Source organism: Streptomyces sp. UF-297 (genome assembly GCF_058245575.1).
The window spans coordinates 15,248-36,074 of record NZ_JBSIBZ010000001.1; the positions used below are offsets into that span (position 1 = coordinate 15,248).

Genomic DNA, 20,827 nt, shown 5'->3' on the forward strand with positions numbered 1-20,827 from the left:
CGCAACATGGCCGGGGCCATGAAGGTCGGCACGGCCTTTATCGAGTTGCAGGCTCGCGGCGACAAGCTGTTTAGCCAGATCCAGACGACGGCGTCACGCGTTGGCGCTGCGTCAGGTGCCGCGCTGTCGCGTGGTGTTCAGACCGGTATGCGGGGCATGAACGCGGCCTCTGCGGCGGCCCTGGGCGGCATGACGCGCCTGGGCTCCGGCATGGTCGGCGTCGGCAACCGGATGCAGGCGGTAGGCCGCGCCGGTCAGCAGATGGGGCAGCGGTTCACGACGTGGGCCCAACCCATCGACCGCGCGGGCCAGTCCATGAAGACGATGTCTGTCGTATCGGCTGGCGCGTTCGCCGGGGTCATCAAGTCCTCGTCTGACTTCCAGTACGCCATGACGCGAGTCAAGGCGATCTCGGGGGCGACGGGCACCGAGTTCCAGATGTTGAACTCGAAGGCCAAGGAGCTAGGTTCCTCAACGCAGTTCAGCGCCACGCAGGCGGCTGACGCAATGGGCTACCTGGCTATGGCGGGCTTCAAGCCCATGGAGGTGTACCAGGCGCTGCCTGCGGTGCTCAACGGCGCTGCGGCGGCCGGTATGGACCTCGCCCGTACGTCGGACATCGTGTCCAACATCATGACCGGCTATGGGCTGGCGGCGACGGACGCGAGCCGGGCAACTGACCTCCTGATCTCGGCGAGCACCAAGGGCAACGTCAACGTCGAGATGCTGGGCGAGTCGTTCAAGTACGGCTCATCCATGGCGAAGATCGCCGGTCTCTCGATCGAGGAGGCGGCGGCCTCGTACACCCTGCTTGGTAACGCGGGCCTGCAAGGGTCCATGGGCGGTACCGCGATGCAGGCGATGTTGCGGAGCCTCATGAAGCCCGCCCGTGGTGTCAAGGACATCATGGAGAAGACGGGTCTGTCGTTCCAGGATGCGAGCGGCAAGATGAAGCCGCTTCCGCAGATCCTTGACGAGGTCGGCAAGGCCAACCTCACGAACGAGCAGAAGATCCGGCTGTTCGGTGCCGAGGGCATCCGCGCGTACGACGCGCTGAGTTCGCAGGGCACGGACAAGCTCCGGTCTCTGACTAAGGAGTTGGAGAACTCCCAGGGGACTACGGACAAGTTCGCCGAAACGATGTCCGGCACGGCCAAAGCCGGGATGCAGGGCTTCAAGTCGGCGATCGAGGGCCTGGCAATCGCCATCGGCGAGAGCGGTCTACTCGACGCCTTCACCAAGGCAATCAACAAGGTCTCGGAGTTCATCCGGGGCCTGGCCAACGCCCCTAAGCCGGTGCATCAGTTGATGGCCGTCTTCCTGGCCGTCGGCGGGGTGCTGTCTCCGGCGCTGCTGCTGTTCTCCAAGCTCGGGCTCGTGGTCCGGGTCCTGTTCGGCCCGCTGATCAGCGTTGGCCGGGCGGTAACGACGGTCGGCACGGGGATGGTTGGGGCGTCCCGAGGGATCGCGCTGTTCGTGGCTGGCTTCAAGTCGGTGCGAACGGCGACAAGTGGCCTGTCGGCCATGGCCCTTATGGGCGGCAAGCTCAAGAACTTCTTTCAGATCATCCGGGCTGGGTCGTCGGTGGCGACGCTGGCGGGGCCCGCCCTGCGCATCTTCGCGCTCGGCATCCGGGCTATCGGGCTGGCCATCATGTCCAACCCGATCGTGGCGGCGATCGTCGCTGTCATCGCGGGGCTTGTGCTGCTCTACACCAAGTGTGAGTGGTTCCGCGACGCGGTGAACGCGGTCTGGGAGGCCATCAAGACGGCGGCGCTGGCCGTCTGGGACTGGATACGCGCGAACGTCTGGCCGGTCGTTGTGGCGATCTGGCAAGGCATCGTCACGTACTTCAAGTTCTACATCGGGGTTGTCCTCGCGGTGTACAACACCGTGAAGGACGGGGCCGTTGCGGTCTGGTCCTGGATACGCGACAACGTGCTACCGGTCGTCAAGTCGATCTGGGACGGCATCGTTGCGGCGTTCAAGTTCGGCGTCGATCTCGTGACGGTAATCGTCGCGGTGGTCAAGGGCGTTGTCCTCGGAGTCTGGGACGTCCTGGCCGCGATCGTCGTTCCGATCGTTCAGGGCCTGTGGGCCGTGATCGTCGCGGCGTTCAACGTCGGCAAGGTCGCGGTCGAGGCCGTGATGGCGGCCGTGCGCTGGGTCATTGAGATGGCCTGGGCTGGCATCAAGGCCGTCTGGGACCTGGTCGTTACGTGGCTGTGGCCGCCTCTGCAAGCAGCGTTCGAGCTGGTGCGCGCCGGAGTTGAAGCCGCGATGAACGCGGTCTCTGCGGTGATCTCGGCTGTCTGGTCGGTCATCAAGGCCGTGTGGTCGGCTGCGGTCGCGTTCCTGGGCCCGCCGGTGACAGCGGCGTTCAACGCCGTGCGCTCCGTTGTGAGTTCAGTGATGCGCGCCGTAGCGTCGGTGATCTCGACCGTCTGGGGCGCGATCAAGGCGGCGTGGTCGGCTGCGGTCAACTTCCTGCGACCCATCGTCGTGACGGTGTTCAACGCCGTGCGGTCGGTGGTGACTTCGGTCATGAACACCCTGCGCTCGATCGTGTCGGCTGTCTGGTCGGCGATCAAGTCGGCGTTCAACACGGGCGTTTCGATCGTCAAGGGCGCGATCAACGGGTTCGTCGCAGCTATCCGGCTCGGCGCGTCTAAGCCGCAGGAGCTGACCAACAAGGTTCGCGAGATGGTCGGCCGCGTGGTCGAGTTCATGCGCTCGCTGCCCGGCAAGGTCGTGAGCGCCGTGGGCAACCTGGGGCGCACGCTCTGGAACGCCGGTAAGGACCTGATCCAGGGTCTCATCAACGGCGCAAAGTCCATCGCGGGCAACATCGTTGGGGCCATCAAGGGAGCGATCCCGGGGCCCATCCGCAAGTTCCTGCCGTTCTCCGTATCGCTCGATCCGTCGCTCGATACGGGCGGTTGGCTGCCGGACCCGTTCGCCCCCGTGGCGGTCGGCTACGCGGCCGGAGGTGCGGGCGCTGGCGGCCCGATGGGCTACGCCTCGCCGACGATGGCGCAGACGTTCGCGAACGTCGCCAGTGACCTTAAGGGCATTGGCGCGGCGACGTCGAAGATGCCCGACTTCGACATGGATGGATTCTCGGCCGAGGTCGGCAAGAAGGCCGGGGGCAGCGTTGGAATTCCAACGGTGCCTCAGATCACGGTCAACGCGCAGACCAACGCTGACCCGTTGGAGATCGGGCGCGAGATCGCGTGGCAGATCCGTACTAGTGGAAGGTGAGTTGTGCCGAGTCTCCCCATGATTAACCTGCCCGCCCCCACGGGTGTGCGGGTGAGCGGTCCTCGTGAGGACTCGCTTAACGTCAACTGGAACCTCGTTGCGGGCGCGGATCGGTACTCGATTCACGTGCTCGACAGCACGGGCGCGGTGGTGTGCGCCGACTCGGGCGCGGCAACGTCCAAGTCGGCGCGGGTCGGCAACGACACGAACGCTACGGGTACGGATGTCCCGCTGGCCCCTGGCACGACGTACACGGTGCGCGTGCGCGCCGGAAAGAAGGATGTCGGGTGGGGCCCCTGGGCGTATACGCAGGGCTCCACCACGGGGGCCCGGCTCGGCTACGGCGATGCGGGCCGTATGGCGTCGGCTCGCCTCCCGTTCGCGGGGGAGCCGTGGACGCTGGGCTTTGGGGGCGTGCTGCTCGGCGGCGCGTCCCCGCTCGTCCCCCTGGCCGTGGATGGCCTGGCGGCGATGCCGGATGTCAAGGCGCATGACCTGGAACTCATCAACTGGGATGGCCTGTTGCCCGGCCGCGACTACATGCGCGGGCGCACGGTCACCATGACGTTCCGGGTTCTGGCTGACAACTTCAATCACCTTGACCTGTTGATGGGTGAGGTGTCGACCGCCTTCACGCACTCGCGCGACGAACACCCGCTTGAGTTCAACTTGCCGGGTGTCGCGCAAGGGGCCTGGGCGAAGGTCAATGGTCGAGTCCGCAAGCGGAGCGCGCCGGTTGACGACACGTACGGAGCGCTGGCCCCGATCGTTGACGTGCAATTCGAGTGCACAGAGCCGTGGATCGAGGCCGTGCGCTCGATCTCCCGCCCGCTGGCGGCTACTTCGGTGTTCCGCCGGGGCGGCTTCCAGTTCCCGACTCAGGGCGGTATGCGGTTCCCGTTCCGCATCCCTCGTAACGGCGGCTGGGGCGGCTTTCAGACGGCTATGGCGACGAACGGCAGCATGGACCACAGCGACTTGCGTGCGGTCATCAACGGCCCCATTGAGGGCCCGCAGTTCGTATGCCGGGAGAACGGACTTGAGGTCGGCCGGGTGGGCATCACGCAGTACGCCGACGGTGCCCCGTTCTCGTTGCAGAGGGGCGAGCGGCTGGAGCTGTACGCCGAGGCCAACCCGAACACGGGGGCGTTGGCGAAGGGTTCGGCCCTGTTCTATCGCCGGGATGACGACGAGTCACCCGTGGATATGACGGCGCAGTTGACCGCGTCCAAGTGGGCGACGATGCCCGCCGGGCGCACGGTCGAGTGCGCGATTGAGTACACCAAGATGAGTTACGACGGGGCCGCTACCGGCTACGTCGAGTGGAAGCCCGGGAGGTTCGTCTAGTGGCGACGACGGTTGGATTTCAGGACGGCGGGGAGTATCCCGCGCAGGTGTTCCGCCGGATGTTCGGCAGCCTCCAGGACTATGCGGTTGGCTTCGACTCGCTCGACGGCCTCAAGGTCGAGGCCGCCAATACCACGGCCTATCTGGTCGTGAAGCGCGGCCGTGCCTGGGTGCCGGACGGCTCGGCCATGGGCGGCGTCTACTGGGTCGAGGCGGACGAGGACGTACGTGTACCGGTCCCGCCGGGCCGCTCTGAGGGCTGGGTGGTCGCGCAGGTCTCCGACGTGTCGGCAGGCGATAAGGCCAACTCCCTTACGTTCACGGCCGACGGGCCGGGCCCTGACGACCTGACGAACAAGAAGGCTCTCGGGCTCGCGTACTTCCGCACCGAGGGCGGCAAGTTCGTGGTCGATGACCTGCGGTTCGCGGGCGGCCCGGCAACGTCCGGCATGAAGAACCAAGTTCAGTTCCTCATCACCCGTTCCGGCCCGGCCTCGGGCCGAGACCCCGTCGCGTCCGATGCGGCGATCTTCCGCGAGGGTACGCAGTGGACGAACTTCGCGACCGGCGTGCGGTTCGTCCGGCGAGCTGACGGCGAGTGGTTCCGTGATGGCTCGCGCTGGCATTTCTCCGACAAGGGGATGCCATCGCAGGGCGTGCCGGTTGGTGACTTCCTGCTGCGGACGGACACTTACGACGTGTTCTACCGGTGGCCCCAGGGGTGGACGAGTACGCCGATCGGCAACGTCAAGGGCGCGAAGGGCGACACGGGGGCGACCGGCAAGACCGGCCCGACCGGCAAGACGGGCCCGGTGGGACCGATTGGCAACATCGACAGCCACGACGGCGTGAAGCTGACGGGGACGGTCGATGCGACCGGAACCATGTACGTGAAGTACGCGGGTGCGCTCGCCGACGTCGCGAAGTTCTCCGGCACCGACCCCGCCAAGTACACGGCAGTGAACAAGGCTGGGCAGCTCGTCACCAACACCGAGACCACGCTTGAAGACGTGCGCGTGGGCGGCGGCTCGGGCTTCTTCGGCAAGGGGTCGGGCGGCATCGTCTCGTTCGTGAACGCCAAGACCCCTCCGACCGAGGCGAACACGGCGGGTGCGCTGCTGTACGCCAAGGGCGGGGAGTTGTACGCCCGTGGGCAGGGCAAGACCGAGTACCGGCTTACCGGCATGGTCCTTGCGGGCGAGGGTCCGCCGACCGCACAGACCGGGGCCTACTCGGCAAAGGATGAGCAGCGTTGGAATTCCAACGCTGGCGGCGAGGGAGGGGAGATCGAGGATGGCGACGCCGGGAGCGATGTACGTTGACCTGAACTCGCCGGGCTCCGTGTGGGTTTCGACCGTGCAGGGCTGGCAGAGCGCTGACCGGACGCCGGTCACCAAGCACGCCAACGGCAAGCTCAATGCCAAGGTTGAGAAGGTCCCGAAGCCAGGGGGCGGATTCGAGAACGGTTCTACCGTGGTCGAGTTCGCCAAGCTCGCGTTCGATGCGGTGCCATACCCGCGCGTGTTCTCGGTTGACGCTTCGGTGTGGTGCTACTCGCGGGCGGCCGGTGCGGACGGTAAGGGCTGGAACTCGACTACGTGCAACATCAACATGCAGCTCGGGAACGGGGCCAAGGTTCAGGCCGCAGTGGCCATCCGTGAGCCGTCCTGGCTCGACGGTGGCGGGTCTGGGATCACGACGTGGGTCAAGGTCCCTGCGGGGCAGCCTGTGACGTTCTTCGGGTACGTCTCGGCGAACAACATTGAAGGCAACTGGATTGCCACGGCGGAGCCGCAGAGCCGCAATTTCCTGCGGGCAACTGGCTATCCGGAGGGGTGAACATGGCGGTACCGGGGGCGCGGTACACGGACGTGAAGACGGGGGATCGCTACTACGCCGACAAGGCGGGCGCGTGGCGGCCCCTCGTCCGTCCGCGAATGGAGTACGCCGAGGGGTACGCCCCGGCGAACCTCGTGATGACGTCGGCGGCTTGGACGCAGATGTTCACCGTGCCGCGCATCGCAGCCAAGCCGTACGACCGGGTGGCGGTCGTACGTGCTACGGCGTGGGGTGGCATCACGAACGGCACGGCGGTTGCGCTGTGTCTCGCGACGCGCACCAACCTGGGCGGTGCGGGGTGGGTCTACCTGACGGCGGCACAGCGGGTACCAGCCTGGTACTCCGGCGGCGGCGTGGACACCGCCGGGGCAATCGTCGTTCCGGCGGGCAAGACCCTGGACGTGTCCGTCATGGGTCAGGTGATCAACGCGGCGGGCGTCTCGTCCAAGTGGAACGTAGTCGACGCGAAGGGGCAGACGCACGCGCGGGTTGCCCTGTATCGGAAGGGGGCTTGAGGTGGCGACTCCTGGGGCAACGTACGTGGACCTCACGGACGGCCGCGAGTACGTAGCCGACAAGTCGGGGAACTGGCAGAGCGTCGAACTAGGCGCGGACTTCGCCGAGGCGTACCCGACTGCTTCGCATGTCCTCAAGGGGCATTTGCAGTGGGTGTACTTGGCGGGTGCGTCGCTGCCTGCCCGCCCGTACCCGCGCGTGGTCGAGTGGTCGGGTTGCTGGTGGGGCGACTTCCAGGCGGGCCCCGTTCCGCTGGCGTGCAACGTCGAGATCCGTACGTACATCGACGGCAAGGAGGCGGTCGTTGGGAACGCCTCGGTCAAGGCCGGGCGGCCGGACGGTCGCGCTGGCGGGGCTGACCACACGTCGCACGTAACCGTTCCTGCGGGCAAGGCGGTTGGGGTCCGCCTGTACGGCTCGCTGGAGCGGGGCGGCGGTGACTGCAAGATCTACGCGAACAAGAACTACAGCTTCTTGCACGCGGTGGCGTATCCCGCGCGCTGACGAGGAGTTGGCGGGGCCGAGCAGTGTTGGAATTCCAACGCTGCCCGGCCCTTTGGTGTTTGGAGGGTTTGAGAGTGGCTGGCATTTGGCGTGACCCGGACGGCGACGTCTACGAGGTTCGGTTCTTCCAGTGGGAGCCAGTGGACAACACGTCCATCACGTCCCGGAAGGACAAGGGTTTCAAGGCGGTGCAGATCGGTGACCCGACGCGGGCAATCTCGATCAACCTCAACACCAAGCTCGACGCGCCCGCGACGGCGACCGTCGAGGTTCCCATGCGGCTCTCGGCGCAGGCGCATCAACAGGGCGCGTACCCGGACCAGGTGAGGCCGTTTCAGTGCTGCATGGCGGTCATGCGCCAGAAGCCGGGGAAGGCGTGGGAGACGCTGTTTGGCGGCATCATCTGGAACCTGCGGGTGAATCTCGATCAGGAAACGGTGACGGTCGCGGCTGGCGACTTCATGACGTTCTATGAGAACCGCAAGATGGGCCGGGCGGGCCGCAAGGAACAGACGGCGATCATCTACGACCACGGCGTCAATGACGCCAACTGGGGCATCAACACGAAGCGCGTGAAGACCGATGTAACCGGCGTGCAGCGTGACTTCAACTACAACGACGGGTACTACCCGGCGGCCAAGACGGCGTACGACATGGCCGACAACATCAACGGGTTCTTTGTGTGGATGGAGGCTGTGGTCAAGGGCAACGTCCTTGAGCACACCATGCGGTTCTCGGCGGAGCGGAAGCCTCAGGCGAAGAACCTGGGCAGGCTCGTGGACGGCTACAACGCTGTTGTGCATGAGGTGTTCGTGGATGGGACCTCGTGGGCGCGAGTGGCATACGCCTACGGCGAGTCTGGGGAGTTCGGCAAGGGCGCGCCGGTCAAGCGCATGGACAACCCGGAGAAGAAGGGCAACGACCCGTGGCCGGATCACCGTTGGCCGGTGCGAGACGTCGATCAGAAGTTCTCGGGCATCAAGTACGACTCCACCCTTGAGGACAAGGCCCGCACGATGCTGCGGTTTGGGCAGCGGGCAACTCGCGTTCCGCGCGTGACTGTTCACTCGCGACTGTCCGAGGCCGTGGGCGACACGCTCGACATTCCGGCGCTGGACGCGAACAACGGGAAGTGCGTGCATATCGACGTTGCCAAGTCGCGGTTCGAGGTCAACGACTCGTACCTGATCACGGAGACCAAGACGACCATCGAGACGGACGGATCGGCGGTGTGCGAACTGGGGCTTATCGAGAAGTCCATGTTCCAGGTGACGGGGACGGGGAACGGCTGATGCAGACGCGTTATCGGCTGTCGCCGGTCCAGTTGTACGCGGAGCTTTCGGAGCTGCGGGAGCGCCTGCGGGTGCTGGAGAGCGACACAACGGGGTTCGCCGGTGCGCCGGTTGCGGTGACGTCGCATGTGGCCGGTGGGCCTCGGTACGGGCTCCAATCGCCGGTCATTGACCACAACATCATGGGGGCCCCGTGGGATCACCTGTGGCGGCCCCACTACCGGCTCAACCTTGACGAGTCGATGGCCCGCAACTTCCCCAAGCTGACGGTCCGGCTGCGGTACGGCGGGGCGCAGAACGCGGAGATCACGAACGCCGGAGTCAAGTACAAGATCCCGGGGTTCTACGTCCGCTTGCGCAACGAGGGTTCGGGCGTCGTCTACGAGAACGACAAGGGCACGAAAGAGCACTTCGTGGGCTCGGGTGCTGGGTTCTCGAAGGCGGTGAACGGTGAGCCGCTGAACTTCGAGGGGGTGCGGCATGGCTACGTGCCGGGCGTATCGCCCGACTCCCACAAGTCCGTTGCGATCGAGGTGCGGCAGGCTGACCGGCCCGCGATCGGGGATCAGGCGCGGCTGTTGGCTCCGCGCGAGGCTTACCGCTTCTGGTGCCGTTTGTGGCCGCCGGTTGCGGTCTTTCTGACGAGGTGAGTTGTGCAGACGAGGTATTCACTCCAGCCCCCGGACCTGCTGTCCGAGATCGCCGATCTTCGGGACCGGATCAAGTCGTTGGAGATGGACAGCAAGGGCACGAGCGAGGCGCGACCGGTGAAGATGCGCGGCGTGCCTGCCAACCCGAAGGGTTATTCGTCGGGCCTCCTCCCGCCGGTCGTGGACCATGTGGCGCAGGACGGCGGGAAGTTCAACGGGGATTGGGTCACCTGGTACACGCTCGACATCAACGACACATGGTTCCCCAAGCTGACTGTCCATCTGCGGTACGGCGGGGCCGAGCAGGCCAAGACGCGCAAGGGCGGCAAGCAACTCCCGCACTTCTGGATTCGGTTGCGTAACCGGGGCTCCGGGCGCGTCTACCCGCACAGCAAGGGGGGCAACGGCGAGTGGCAGGTTGGCGCTGGCGCGGGCTCGGATAACGCCATCTACGGCGAGGAGCTGCACTACATCGACGTACTGCACGGATACGTGCCGGGCGTCTCGCCTCGTGACGGGGCGTACATCGACGTCCAGGTAAAGCAGGCGTACCAGACCCCTGCCGAGGCGTTCGACAACAACGAGATCGGCGACGTACCGACGCCGTACGAGGCATACAAGTACCACGGGCGCGTGTGGCCCCCTGAGTTGGCGTACTTGAGCGCCTAGCAGCGTTGGAATTCCAACGCTGACCCGCCCCAACTGGCACCCGCCGGTTGGGGCTTTCTCATGCCCAGATTCGGAAAGGAGGCTGCCCCATGTCCCTTGAGGCAGTCATGCGCGAGGCGCAGAAGTGGGCCGACCAGCGTTACATAGGTGGCCGGTCGCCCAACGGCAAGAACTACGACAGCGTGTTCGGACGCTGGTACCCCATGAACCATCAGCCCTACTGCGACATGTTCGTGTCGTACTGCGCGGAGAAGGGCGGCGAGGCGCGGCCGGTCGGCAAGTTCGCGTACTGCCCGTCGCACGTCCAGTTCTTCAAGAACAAGGGCCAGTGGTTCGGCCGGAACGCGCAGTTCAAGCGCGGTGATGTCGTCTTTTTCTCGTGGGACGGTGGGCCGACCGCTGACCACGTGGGCTACGTGACGCACGACAGCGCGCCGGGCCAGTCGGTGCGGACCGTCGAGGGCAACACCGTCATGGGCTCCGGCGCTGGCCAGGGCTCCGGCGGCTCCGTCTGCTACAAGACCCGTGGGCGCAACGTCATTCTCGGCGTGGGGCGTCCGGCCTACTCGTCCGGCGGCGGGGGAGGGGGCGGCGAGACCAAGCCCCCGACCGGCGGAGGCAAGTACCGCATCAAGCGCGGGCAGACGCTCACGGCGATTGCTGCGCTGTTCGGTATCACCGTGGGTGGCCTGCTCGCGCTCAACCCGGACATCAAGAACCCGGACCGGGTCAACGAGGGCCAGGAGATCAACGTTCCGGCCAAGGGCAAGCCGGACCCGGTGAAGCCGGACCCGACCAAGCCGCCGGTCAAGCCCAACCCGGAGACGTCCAAGCCGACTACAGCGAAGCCTGACCCGGACAAGGGCAAGCCGACGACCGGCACGGGCGGCGACAAGGTGACCACCAAGCCGACCACGCCGACGACCGGCAAGCCGGACCCGGTGAAGCCGAAGCCCCCGGCCAAGTGGGACGGCAAGTCCTTCCCCGGAGCTGACCAGTTCGGCCCCGGCAAGTCGGGCCCGCACATCACCAAGCTCGGGGAGCGGCTGGTTGCGCACGGCCACGGCGGCGCGTACGCGGTCGGACCTGACCCGGTGTGGCGCGACGCCGACCGGACGAACACCAAGGCGTTCCAGGAGGCGCAGGGCTGGCGGGGGAGCGAGGCCGACGGCCTGCCGGGCCCGCACACTTGGCGGCTGCTGATGGAGGCCCCGAAGGTCAAGAAGCCTGCCCCCTCGTGCACTTGCAAGAGCGAGGCCCCGCCGCAGCCGAAGAAGGAGCGCGACCGCGCGGCGACGCAGAACGAGCAGACGCAGCGCCAGGCCCCCAAGCAGTACGGCAACAACCTGGACGGCTGGATTGAGGCGGCGCGCGCTGAGCTGGCGAAGAACGGCGACAAGGTCCCGTCTGCGGCGGCCATCAAGGCCCGCATCATGACGGAGTCTGGCGGCAACCCGCGCGCTATCAACCTGTGGGACAGCAACGCCAAGAAGGGCACTCCGTCCAAGGGCCTGATCCAGACCATTGACCCCACGTTCCAGGCGTACCGGCTCAAGCATCTTGCCAACGACCCGTACGACCCCGTGGCCAACATCGTTGCGGGCGTCCGCTACGCCAACGACCGTTACGGCTCGTTCGAGTCGATCGCATTCAACAAGGGTGGTTACTGAGACATGAATGAGCGCGACCCGCTGGGCGTGCAGATCTCGGCTCGGGAGATCTACGACGAGATCAAGGACATGCGCAGCGAAGTGCGGACCCTGGCGCACCACTTGGACGCCGACAAGACCGCGCTCGCCGACCACGAGTCGCGCATCCGAGCAATCGAGAAGTGGAAGTACAGCGTTCCCGCTGCGGTCGTCGCGGCCGTGGCGGGACTCGTTATCGAGGTCGCCCGCGCTGCGGGCAAGTGAGTTGGAGACATGAGAGAACTGATCGAGGCCAACCCGGTGCGCTTTCGCGCGCTTGTGGTGGCGGTGCTGTCGCTTCTGGGCGCGTGGGTTCCGGCGCTGGCCGGAGCGGACAACGGGCTTGTGGAAGGGCTCGCCATGCACATCGTCGCGGGCGTGTCGGTCCTGCTGGGTGTCGGGGCGGCTAAGCGGGTCACCCTCAACGAAGAGGTGGACGCGGTAGCGCAGGAAGCCAAGGAGGCGTGTTGCGCGTGTCCTCACGCCCTGCCGGAGCCGAACGAGCCCGAGGTATGCCCTCCGGCTCCGGAGGCCGTTAGCGGGCCGTCTACGGCTCCGCTCCCGGTGGTCGTGTCCCGCAAGGATGCGGCCCGCCTCTGACCTGTACCCCCCGCCCCACTAAACCCCGGTGAGCCAACGAGAGACGGAGGTACCGGGGTGCCGGTGGGAGTAGGGATCATCGGCCGGGCGCGTAGCGGTAAGGACACCGCTGCGGCCCGGCTGGTCGAGGAACACGGCTTTCAGCGCATGGCACTTGCCGACCCGCTCAAGGACATGGCGCGGGACATTAACCCCGTGATCGGGGCCGAGGGCGGGGCGAGCGGCTTCCTGCCGCTGTACCTCGCCGACGCGGTCGAGCGGCTGGGCTGGGAGGCGGTCAAGGACCGGTACCCCGAGGCCCGCCGCTTCCTCCAGCGTCTCGGAACCGAGGGCGTGCGCCGGGAGTTCGGGGCCGACTACTGGGTTGAGGCGCTGCTACGACGGCGCGCGGCCCGGCGGGTGGTCGCGAACGACATTCGGCCGGTGGTCGTGCCTGACGTCCGCTTCGAGAACGAGGCCCGGCGGCTTGCTGCCGCTGGCTTCCAACTCTGGTACGTGGACCGGCCGGGCGTGGTCGGCGGCGGCCACGCCTCGGAAATGCTCGGGCCTGGGCTGGCCCGTCACGTTCTGATGAACGACAGCTCGATTCAGGATCTGCACAAGCAGGTTGACACACTCATCAAGGGAGAGATCACACATGCGTGAGGCACTTATCAAGGCTCTGGGCGGCGTCACCCGCGAGGAGCACGAGGACGCCATGACGGAGCTGGGCGCGTACGACACGCTGGCCCCGAACCCGCTCACGGCGATTCAGCAGGAGGCCGACGCGCAGGCGGCGCACGCTCGCGTGAAGCGCTCCGTTCCCGGCTACCGTGACGGCATTCCGTCCATCAACAACGCGATCAACGTGTGACCCATTGCCCCCGTGGCGCTGATCTTCGGATCGGTGCTGCGGGGGCTTTTTTGCGTTTCCGGGGTTCGCTCGAACGAGGGACACGGCAGCGTTGGAATTCCAACACTGCTTGCGAGCGATCTTGCGAGGGGTGTACCGTCGGCCCCGAGCCGCCCGGTACTGGACCGGGGCAGGCGGAAGCAGAGCAAGGGAACACAGCATGTGGTACGGCAAGGCACCAAACGGCAAGGTCGAGCACTTCGGTGCTGGCCCTGCGTCGTCCAACGAGATACCGGACGGCAACGCGCTGTGCGGGAAGTTCCTGCCACTGTCGTACCGCGAGGATGCGTGGCCGCTGTCTGAGGCGGGCAAGCTGCGGCAGCCGACGTGCAAGCCGTGCAAGATCAAGTTCCACATTCAGAATGTCGTAGAGCGCATGACTCAGGTCACAGAGGAGAAGCAGATGGCAGCGGCGGCGAAGAAGACGGCGGCGAGCAAGGACGCGACGGAGGACCCGGCGGTTGTCGAGGCCCGCGCGAAGATCACGGAACTGATCGAGAAGACCAAGGAGAAGGACGCCGACCTTACGCAGATCGCGAAGGACGGCGCGGAGGCCGTCAAGGGCATCGCGAACGCTCGCACCAAGGCGCAGGTCAAGAGCCCGCTCAACAACGCCATCGCCGAGGCCAAGCCCAAGCCTGCGGCCAAGAAGACGGCAGCCAAGAAGACGGCGGCCAAGGTCGTGACGTCCACCTCGCTCGCTACGCAGGACTACAAGAAGCTGCCGAGCGTGGTCGAGCTGGTCGGCAAGGCCGCCACGACCGTGCAGGAGACGGCGCAGCACACCGTCAAGGGCGCGCAGGGCGCGTACCAGACGGCGGCGTACATCTTCGACATGCGCGAGCAGATGGACGACAAGGACGGCAACCCCGACATCAAGGCGACGTCGCAGGGCTCCCGCGACGCGGCCGAGGAGGCTTACAAGGAGGGCGGTATCTCGCTGGCCGGTCTCGACAAGGAGAGCGACCAGTACCGCGAGCGCAACAAGATCCAGCTCTCCATCCGTGGGCAGATGGACACCGTGCGCGTGCAGAAGATCCGCCTTCTGGACGCCGACGAGGAGCGCGCGAAGCGGTACAGCAAGATCCAGCGCAACGAGGGCGAAGCGCTGTCCAAGGCCGTGTTCCGTCACTACGGCTTGGACGAGATGTCCAGGCTTGAGCGCAAGAACGCGAACAACCAGCTTGAGGCCGGTACCAAGAAGGCCGAGAAGGAGGCCAAGGAGGCCGAGGCCACGGCCAAGAGCAAGAAGACCGCGCCGGAGGCTAAGGCCGTCGCGTTCATGAACCAGGCGCTCAAGGCGTTCGAGACCATGCCGGTTGAGACCGTTAAGGCTGCCGACAAGGACGGCCGGGAGCAGATCCGGGGCGACGCCGAGTCGATGATTGGCTACCTGCGCGCGATCATCAAGGCCGCCGACGAGGCGGACGCCGACGACGACAAGTAAGACCGCACGGACCGGCCCCGTTCCCTCTCGCTGGGGGAGCGGGGCCCCGCTCGTTGGAAGGCAGCGCATGACGATCTATGGCGTGGACGAGAAGAAGGCCGACGACGGAACCCCCGTGTGGGACGTCGTGGCGACGGCGGCGCGGGGTTCCCGCGTCCTCGTGCGGTACGTGGATGAACAGGCGGCCCGGCACGTGGCCGAGACGCTGAACGAACAGGCCGAGTACGAGCAGCAAGGGGAGAGCTGATCATGAGTCTGTATCCGCCGGAACACACGCGGCGTATCACGCTGGATGTGACGTACGACGACTACAACGTCACGCGTCAGGCTTGGTACCAGGAGGCCGAGAAGTACGAGGAGGAGGCCGCCAACGAGGAGGCCGGGAGCATCCGGCGCGCAGGTACCGAGATGCTGGCGCGGGGGCTCCGCAAGCGCATCGCTGCGTACGAGGCGGCGTGGGAGGCCGGGCAGGAGATCGAGCCGCAAGAGGTCGAGCGGCTGACCCTCTCCATTCCGGCGGACGCTGGCACGGTGTACGAGTTCCCCGATGGAATCGACGGCGACCCGGTACGCCGAGACGAGCCCTAGAAAGCCCCACACGGCCGCCTGACGGCCTCGCCCCCGTTCTCCCCACCTCGGGGAGGGCGGGGGCTTTTTTATGCCCTCAGACGGGCACACAGGGCCTCGGGACCAACGGCCGGCCTCGGGTGGGACCTTGGTCCCTACCCGCTCGCCCGCCCTCGTGCTACTGCGGCCCGGCCCTCCCCCTCCGGCCGACGTGAGCAGACAGAAAACGTCTGTCCGTTCCTTCTTTCTCATGTGCGAGTTAGAGAAGTAGGTACGGACAGACGTTTTCTGTCTGCACGGGAGAGACGTACCCCCGCCCCCACTCAACCCCTCCGAAGCGAGAGACGGCCCGCTAAGGGCCCGGAGAGAGGCGGACAGAGTGGCAGGCGCGAACACCATCATGCGGGGCGGCTCGCGGTTCTACGTGGAGCCTGAGACGGGCATCAAGGCCCCCGGCGTGACGAGCATTATCGGGATGCTCCCCAAGCCCTTCCTCCAGCACTGGGCGGCCAAGATGTCGGCCGAGGCCGCCGTGGACAACCTCGGTTCGCTGGTGGGTCTGGCGATGAACGACCGTGCGGGCGCGGTCGATTACCTCAAGGGCGCGGCCAGGAGGTACACGAAGCAGCGGGCCGACATCGGCTCTGACGCACACGACATGTTCGAGCGCATGGCGCGCGGGGAGACCGTCCGCCGGGTACACCCGGACATTGAGCCGTATCGGGCGCACTTCGCTGAGTTCCTGGACCAGGCGCAGCCGGAGTTCATCCGCATGGAAGACGTCGCGTGGTCCGACAAGCATGTCTATGCGGGCTCGTTCGATGCGATCTGCCGCATTGGCGGCGAAGTCGTGATGCTCGACTACAAGACGAGCAAGGCGACTTACGCGGACGTGTCGCTACAGCTCACGGCCTACGCGCGGGCTGACCACATCATCGACGCGGACGGCAACAAGCACGACATGCCGGTGTGTGACGCGGGCGCTGTCCTGCACGTCACCCCCGAACAGTGGGCGCTCAAGCCGGTTGAGATCTCGGACCGAGTGATGGCCCAATTCCTCGCGCTGCGCGAGACGTTCGAGTGGGACCGGAACACGTCCAAGGAGGTCATCGGCAAGCCGGTGATGTCCGGCGGTACCTCGCTGGTGACGGGCACACAGCGACGCGCCAAGTAGCGGGCTGAGGGGCTGTACCCCCGCCCCCACTCAACACATTCGACGGAGGGGCGGGGATCGCTACGGCGGCCCGCCCCTCGCGTCTCTCCCCTTTCAGAAGCGCACAGTAGGAGCACACACGCATGTCCCGTTCCCTCGCCATCTTCGACACCGACCCCGACGCCAAGCCGCGCCCCCGCTTCGCCAACGACACGGTGGGCCGCTTCCGTTCGGGCCGGATGAACGGCAACCGCCCGGAGTCCCTGAGCGAGTGGCGCGTGACCACGGGGGACCCGGAGACGGCCAAGGCCGTTGAGGCCCTGATGGGCGGCAAGGCCGAGGAGTGGGAGACGACCGGCGAAGACGCGCTGGAAATCCTCACCGAGAAGGACGCCGTAAAGGTCGTCATCGACGGTGTGTCGGCGATCCGGGCCCGCATGGTCCTGTGGGGTCGTCAGGGCCCCATCCACGAGTGCGACGGCGTCAAGTTCCTGTCGCCCGAGGAGGACAAGGGCACGCCGTGCGGCTGCCCGCAGCTTCTGGCCGACCGTAAGGCGGCGGCCAAGTCGGGCCGAGGCCCGGCCCCTTCGATCGAGGTCAAGTTCCGGCTCGCGGATGACCCGCAGCTCGGCAAGTTCAAGTTCGTGTCCGGCTCTTGGGAGCTGGTCAAGGTGCTGCACGAGGTCGAGGACGCGCTTGACCGTGTGGGCGGGCCCGCGCTGTGCACGCTGCGGCTCGAACTCGTCCAGTTCACCACCAAGGCCGGTGTCGATGTCGCCTACCGCAAGCCGGTGATCGACGTTCACGGCAAGGTTCCGGCGGATATTGACGCCGTTCTGACGGACGCGTCCCCGTGGGATGACGTCCCGTTCTAGGCAGTCCAGTTGGGGGCCCGGCAAGGGGTCGGGCCCCCGCATCCCAGCGTTGGAATTCCAACGCTGACACACAGAGGAGAGAGGCGCAGCTATGCGTTCTGCGGAAGAGATCATGCGGTATCCGTTCCGGGCCCCGGAGGTCATGAGTTACGAGGAGCTGACGCGCATCTGCGACGGCTTCGACAAGGCGTCGGACCTGCATCCGTCCGCCGGTACCGGCAACTCGGCGGCCAAGCTCAACGAGGAGAAGGTGCGCGCGATCCGGCAGGCTGCCGACGCTGGCGCGAACTTGTCCCACCTGGCTACCTCGTTCGGGATCTCTGTCCGCGCGGCCCGGCACATCGTGCGCCGTACGAGCTGGACGCACGTCAAGTGACGTACTCGGTGCGGGAGTCGCACGCGCCTGCGCTGGGGGACCTGCGCGGGCTCGGCGAGGGCGACGTGATCTGTCTGTTCCGGTCCGCGACGGAGCGCGAGGACTGGCCGAAGGTTTGGGAAGCGATCGGCATTGCGTTCATGCGCGGTGCGGTCGTGCTGCGAGGTGGCGAGTGATCGGGTCGGTACTGGAGTTCTCGGCGGTCGCGCTCATCGTGGCCGTAACGCTGGTCGTGTTCGGGGCGCTGACGGCCGCTCTCGTCCTCGGGGTGGCCGAGGCGGTGAGGCGTCGTGGCGAACGCGGCTAAGGCCAAGGGGACGGCGTGGGAGTCCGCTTGCCGTGAGTACCTGAATGAGGGTGTCACGGACCGGCGGGCCCTCGTGCGCCGCAACGTACAGATGGGCGTCAACGACATTGGCGACCTGGACGCGTTCCCCTTCACGGGCGAATGCAAGGCGGTCAAGTCGTACGACCTGGCCGGGTTCGTAGAGCAGGCCAACCGCGAGGCCGACAACGCGGACATGCCCTTTGGTGTGGCGCTGATCAAGCGGCCACGCAAGGGAGTTGGGGACGGTTACGCCGTGCTCGACATCCGCACATTCCGGCGCGTGCGCGCCCGGCTGCTGGGGCTCGATGACCCCGAGGGATAGGGGCTGTACCCCCGCCCCCACTAGACCACCGTGACACCCGAGGGTAAGGAGAGAGACCCGTGGAGTTCCGTTCCATCCTGGCACGTTTCGAGGACGTGGCAGAGCACGCCGACGGCGGTTACGTCGCGAAGTGCTCGGCCCATCCGGACTCGCGCCCCTCGCTGCGAATCTGGCGCGGCGAGGACCACAAGGTACGGCTTACGTGCCGTGCCAACTGCCCTACGGCCGACGTGGTGTCGGCGGCGGGACTCCAGTTCTCTGACCTGTTCAACGCGACGGGGGAGGGGCTGACGGTCTCGGCCGAGAAGCCCGCCCCCGTGGACGCGGGCAAGGTGGCTGCGCTGCGGGTGTGGCTGGACGAGATGGCCGTCTCCAACTCCCGTGCGGAGATGGAGGCGTACGCGCTGAATCGCTTCGGGATAGGCCCGGAGCAGGGGGCCGACCTGGGCCTTGAGGTGTTCGCGCCGCAGGCGGGTTACCCCTCGTTCGTGTCTGACTCGTTCGCCCGGTACCCGCGCATGGTGGTTCCGTTCTTCGACTTCAAGGGCGTTGCCCGTGGGGCGCAGGGTCGGGACCTGTCAGGACGCTGCCCGGTGCGCTGGGTGTCGCTGTCGAATGACGGCGGTGTGTGGGCCAAGTACGGGGTCCTGCGCAACGATTCGGGGTTCGACACGTGGCTTGTGACCGAGGGTCCGAGCGATGGCCTGACGGCGTGGGCGGCCGGGTACAACGTCGTGATCGTGCGGGGTGCCGGGCTGGCTCGGAACGCGGACTTGATCCGCGAGATTGCGGCCGGGCTCGGCGACGCCGACGTTGTGCTTGCGGGTGACCGCGACAAGGCGGGCGAGGCATTCACGGAGGAGCTGGCCAAGGCCCTCGTCCGTGAGGGCGTGATGGCCCGCCGTATGACGGCGATACCGGCCGGGCTCGACCTGACCGACTGGCGAGAGCTGGACCCGCAGGGGTTCGCTGGCCCGTTCCATGCGGCCGTACGCCGGGCGGAGTTGGTCAAGGCCGACGAGCCCCCCGCACGGGCCCCGGAGCAGCGTGGGAATTCCAACGCTGCCCTCCTCCCGCTGACCGACTTGGGCAACGCGCAGCGTCTGTTCAACCGGCTGGGCGGACACGTCCGCATGGTGCCGGGCGCGGGCGTCTTCAAGTGGCAGGGCAAGAAGTGGGAGCAGGTCCCAACGGAAGCGCTGTACGCGGACGTTCGCGCGGTCATCAAGGCCATGGGAGAGGAGACCGGGCACCCGAACCCGGACGCTCACAGCAAGTGGGTTCAGCGGTCGCAGGATGCGCAGAAGGTGCGGGGCATGGTGGACATGCTGTCCAGCATCCCCGGCGTGTACGCGACGGTGGACCAGTTCGACGCTAACCCGGAGCAACTGGCGTTCCGGAACGGCATGGTGAACCTTCGCACGGGCGAGGTCACCGACCATCAACCGGCGGACATGAACACGTTCTATGTGGGCGTGGACTATCGGCCGGATGCGCGGGCCCCTCGGTGGGAACGGTTCATGCGGGAGTGTCACCCGGACTCGGATTCCACCCCTGGGTTCCTTCAAGAGCTGGTCGGCTACGGCCTGTCGGGCCTGTCGGTCGAACGCTGCTTTGTGATGCACGTCGGTCCGACGACGAACGGCAAGACGACGTTCACGGCGACGCTTGAAGACGTGTTCGGCGCTGCGGCGCACCGAGTTGACGCGTCGCTGTTCCAGCGGCGGCGGGAGTCGGGCGGCCCTCGTGCCGACGTCGTGGGCCTGCGCGGTAAGCGGCTGGTGATCTCCTCGGAGTGGCCCGCCAACATGCCGCTCGATCAGGCGTTGATGAAGTCGGTCACGGGTGACCAGACGATCAGCGCGCGCGGGGTGTACGCGCGGAACGAAATCACCTTCAAGCCCTCGTGCTTGGTGCAGGTGGATACCAACTACGTGCCCGACGTGGACGCGACGGACGCGGCCCTTTGGCAGCGTGTGCGCGTCATCCCGTGGGAGCAGGATTTCCGGGGCCGCGAGGACCGCCACCTACAGAGCACGCTCAAGCGGGAGCGCGAGGGCATCGCGGCGTGGGCCGTGGCTGGCGCTGTCCGCTGGTTCGCCAAGTACGAGGCGGGGCAGGGGCTTTCGTTCCCGTCGGCGGTCGAGCGCCGGACGGCTCACTACCGGGACGCGTCACACCCGCTGGCCGGGTTCATTGGCGAAGAGTACGAGGTGGCAGACGGCGAGTTCGTAAACAAGCCGGACGCGTGGGCGCGTTACCGGGAGTGGGTCGAGGAGTGCGGCATCAAGCACCCGATGACCCGAAACAAGTTCTATGACGCCGTGCGGACGTTCCCCGGCGTGATGGAAGGGCAGAACACGCGCGGACAGAAGGGGTTCCGCAACTTGCGGGACATGCGCGAGGTGCGCACTTCCGGCCCCGGCATCTTCGGGGGCGACAAGTAGAGAGAACGACTTGAGGGGTCAGCGTTGGAATTCCAACGCTGGCCCCTTTTGCAT

General features: G+C 66.7%; 24 protein-coding genes. All 24 read left to right on the forward strand.

Annotated features, from left to right (window positions below; genetic code table 11):
- Nucleotides 1-6 precede the first annotated feature (6 nt).
- The 24 genes from AC4IJH_RS00100 to AC4IJH_RS00215 all read left to right on the forward strand — a co-directional run bounded on the left by AC4IJH_RS00100 (nucleotide 7) and on the right by AC4IJH_RS00215 (nucleotide 20,773).
- Nucleotides 7-3,261 (forward strand): phage tail tape measure protein, encoded by a 3,255-nt coding sequence (locus tag AC4IJH_RS00100; RefSeq protein ID WP_490849315.1) that lies wholly within the window; start codon nucleotides 7-9, stop codon nucleotides 3,259-3,261.
- An 18-nt stretch (nucleotides 3,262-3,279) separates the two neighbouring features.
- Complete coding sequence (locus AC4IJH_RS00105; RefSeq protein ID WP_490849316.1) at nucleotides 3,280-4,608, forward strand: fibronectin type III domain-containing protein; 1,329 nt, start codon at nucleotides 3,280-3,282, stop codon at nucleotides 4,606-4,608.
- Nucleotides 4,608-5,930, forward strand: coding sequence for a hypothetical protein (locus AC4IJH_RS00110; RefSeq protein WP_490849317.1), 1,323 nt, complete (start codon nucleotides 4,608-4,610; stop codon nucleotides 5,928-5,930). The genes AC4IJH_RS00105 and AC4IJH_RS00110 overlap by 1 nt, the downstream gene beginning before the upstream one ends.
- Complete coding sequence (locus AC4IJH_RS00115) at nucleotides 5,902-6,447, forward strand: hypothetical protein (RefSeq protein WP_490849318.1); 546 nt, start codon at nucleotides 5,902-5,904, stop codon at nucleotides 6,445-6,447. The genes AC4IJH_RS00110 and AC4IJH_RS00115 overlap by 29 nt, the downstream gene beginning before the upstream one ends.
- A gap of 2 nt (nucleotides 6,448-6,449) precedes the next feature.
- Nucleotides 6,450-6,962 (forward strand): hypothetical protein, encoded by a 513-nt coding sequence (locus AC4IJH_RS00120; protein WP_490849319.1) that lies wholly within the window; start codon nucleotides 6,450-6,452, stop codon nucleotides 6,960-6,962.
- Between the two features lies 1 nt (nucleotide 6,963).
- Nucleotides 6,964-7,467, forward strand: a complete 504-nt coding sequence (locus tag AC4IJH_RS00125; RefSeq protein ID WP_490849320.1) for a hypothetical protein — start codon at nucleotides 6,964-6,966, stop codon at nucleotides 7,465-7,467.
- A 74-nt stretch (nucleotides 7,468-7,541) separates the two neighbouring features.
- Nucleotides 7,542-8,759 carry a hypothetical protein gene (locus tag AC4IJH_RS00130; protein ID WP_490849321.1) on the forward strand — a complete coding sequence of 406 codons (1,218 nt, stop codon included), beginning with the start codon at nucleotides 7,542-7,544 and terminating at the stop codon, nucleotides 8,757-8,759.
- Entirely contained in the window at nucleotides 8,759-9,409 is a 651-nt protein-coding gene (locus AC4IJH_RS00135; RefSeq protein ID WP_490849322.1) for a hypothetical protein, read from the forward strand. The genes AC4IJH_RS00130 and AC4IJH_RS00135 overlap by 1 nt, the downstream gene beginning before the upstream one ends.
- Nucleotides 9,410-9,412: 3 nt before the next feature.
- Nucleotides 9,413-10,078 (forward strand): hypothetical protein, encoded by a 666-nt coding sequence (locus tag AC4IJH_RS00140; RefSeq protein ID WP_490849323.1) that lies wholly within the window; start codon nucleotides 9,413-9,415, stop codon nucleotides 10,076-10,078.
- 107 nt (nucleotides 10,079-10,185) lie between these two features.
- Entirely contained in the window at nucleotides 10,186-11,748 is a 1,563-nt protein-coding gene (locus AC4IJH_RS00145; protein ID WP_490849324.1) for a peptidoglycan-binding protein, read from the forward strand.
- Nucleotides 11,749-11,751: 3 nt separating this feature from the next.
- Nucleotides 11,752-11,991 (forward strand): hypothetical protein, encoded by a 240-nt coding sequence (locus tag AC4IJH_RS00150; RefSeq protein ID WP_490849325.1) that lies wholly within the window; start codon nucleotides 11,752-11,754, stop codon nucleotides 11,989-11,991.
- Between the two features lie 9 nt (nucleotides 11,992-12,000).
- Nucleotides 12,001-12,366 carry a hypothetical protein gene (locus AC4IJH_RS00155; RefSeq protein WP_490849326.1) on the forward strand — a complete coding sequence of 122 codons (366 nt, stop codon included), beginning with the start codon at nucleotides 12,001-12,003 and terminating at the stop codon, nucleotides 12,364-12,366.
- A gap of 57 nt (nucleotides 12,367-12,423) precedes the next feature.
- Nucleotides 12,424-13,011 carry a deoxynucleotide monophosphate kinase family protein gene (locus AC4IJH_RS00160; RefSeq protein ID WP_490849327.1) on the forward strand — a complete coding sequence of 196 codons (588 nt, stop codon included), beginning with the start codon at nucleotides 12,424-12,426 and terminating at the stop codon, nucleotides 13,009-13,011.
- On the forward strand, nucleotides 13,004-13,219 hold the full coding sequence (locus AC4IJH_RS00165) for a hypothetical protein (RefSeq protein WP_490849328.1): 216 nt from the start codon (nucleotides 13,004-13,006) through the stop codon (nucleotides 13,217-13,219). Before AC4IJH_RS00160 ends, AC4IJH_RS00165 begins: the two co-directional genes overlap by 8 nt.
- Nucleotides 13,220-13,418: 199 nt before the next feature.
- Nucleotides 13,419-14,705 carry a hypothetical protein gene (locus AC4IJH_RS00170; RefSeq protein WP_490849329.1) on the forward strand — a complete coding sequence of 429 codons (1,287 nt, stop codon included), beginning with the start codon at nucleotides 13,419-13,421 and terminating at the stop codon, nucleotides 14,703-14,705.
- A 67-nt stretch (nucleotides 14,706-14,772) separates the two neighbouring features.
- On the forward strand, nucleotides 14,773-14,952 hold the full coding sequence (locus AC4IJH_RS00175; RefSeq protein WP_490849330.1) for a hypothetical protein: 180 nt from the start codon (nucleotides 14,773-14,775) through the stop codon (nucleotides 14,950-14,952).
- Nucleotides 14,953-14,954: 2 nt separating this feature from the next.
- On the forward strand, nucleotides 14,955-15,293 hold the full coding sequence (locus AC4IJH_RS00180) for a hypothetical protein (protein ID WP_490849331.1): 339 nt from the start codon (nucleotides 14,955-14,957) through the stop codon (nucleotides 15,291-15,293).
- 358 nt (nucleotides 15,294-15,651) lie between these two features.
- Nucleotides 15,652-16,446, forward strand: a complete 795-nt coding sequence (locus AC4IJH_RS00185; protein WP_490849332.1) for a PD-(D/E)XK nuclease family protein — start codon at nucleotides 15,652-15,654, stop codon at nucleotides 16,444-16,446.
- Nucleotides 16,447-16,568: 122 nt separating this feature from the next.
- Nucleotides 16,569-17,300: a recombination directionality factor gene (locus tag AC4IJH_RS00190; RefSeq protein WP_490849333.1), complete on the forward strand. Its 732-nt coding sequence runs from the start codon at nucleotides 16,569-16,571 to the stop codon at nucleotides 17,298-17,300.
- A 91-nt stretch (nucleotides 17,301-17,391) separates the two neighbouring features.
- Nucleotides 17,392-17,676, forward strand: a complete 285-nt coding sequence (locus AC4IJH_RS00195; protein ID WP_490849334.1) for a hypothetical protein — start codon at nucleotides 17,392-17,394, stop codon at nucleotides 17,674-17,676.
- Complete coding sequence (locus tag AC4IJH_RS00200; RefSeq protein ID WP_490849335.1) at nucleotides 17,673-17,852, forward strand: hypothetical protein; 180 nt, start codon at nucleotides 17,673-17,675, stop codon at nucleotides 17,850-17,852. Before AC4IJH_RS00195 ends, AC4IJH_RS00200 begins: the two co-directional genes overlap by 4 nt.
- Nucleotides 17,849-17,983 (forward strand): hypothetical protein, encoded by a 135-nt coding sequence (locus AC4IJH_RS00205; protein ID WP_490849336.1) that lies wholly within the window; start codon nucleotides 17,849-17,851, stop codon nucleotides 17,981-17,983. The genes AC4IJH_RS00200 and AC4IJH_RS00205 overlap by 4 nt, the downstream gene beginning before the upstream one ends.
- Nucleotides 17,967-18,326 carry a hypothetical protein gene (locus AC4IJH_RS00210; protein WP_490849337.1) on the forward strand — a complete coding sequence of 120 codons (360 nt, stop codon included), beginning with the start codon at nucleotides 17,967-17,969 and terminating at the stop codon, nucleotides 18,324-18,326. Before AC4IJH_RS00205 ends, AC4IJH_RS00210 begins: the two co-directional genes overlap by 17 nt.
- Before the next feature lie 59 nt (nucleotides 18,327-18,385).
- Nucleotides 18,386-20,773 carry a phage/plasmid primase, P4 family gene (locus AC4IJH_RS00215; protein WP_490849338.1) on the forward strand — a complete coding sequence of 796 codons (2,388 nt, stop codon included), beginning with the start codon at nucleotides 18,386-18,388 and terminating at the stop codon, nucleotides 20,771-20,773.
- Nucleotides 20,774-20,827 lie beyond the last annotated feature (54 nt).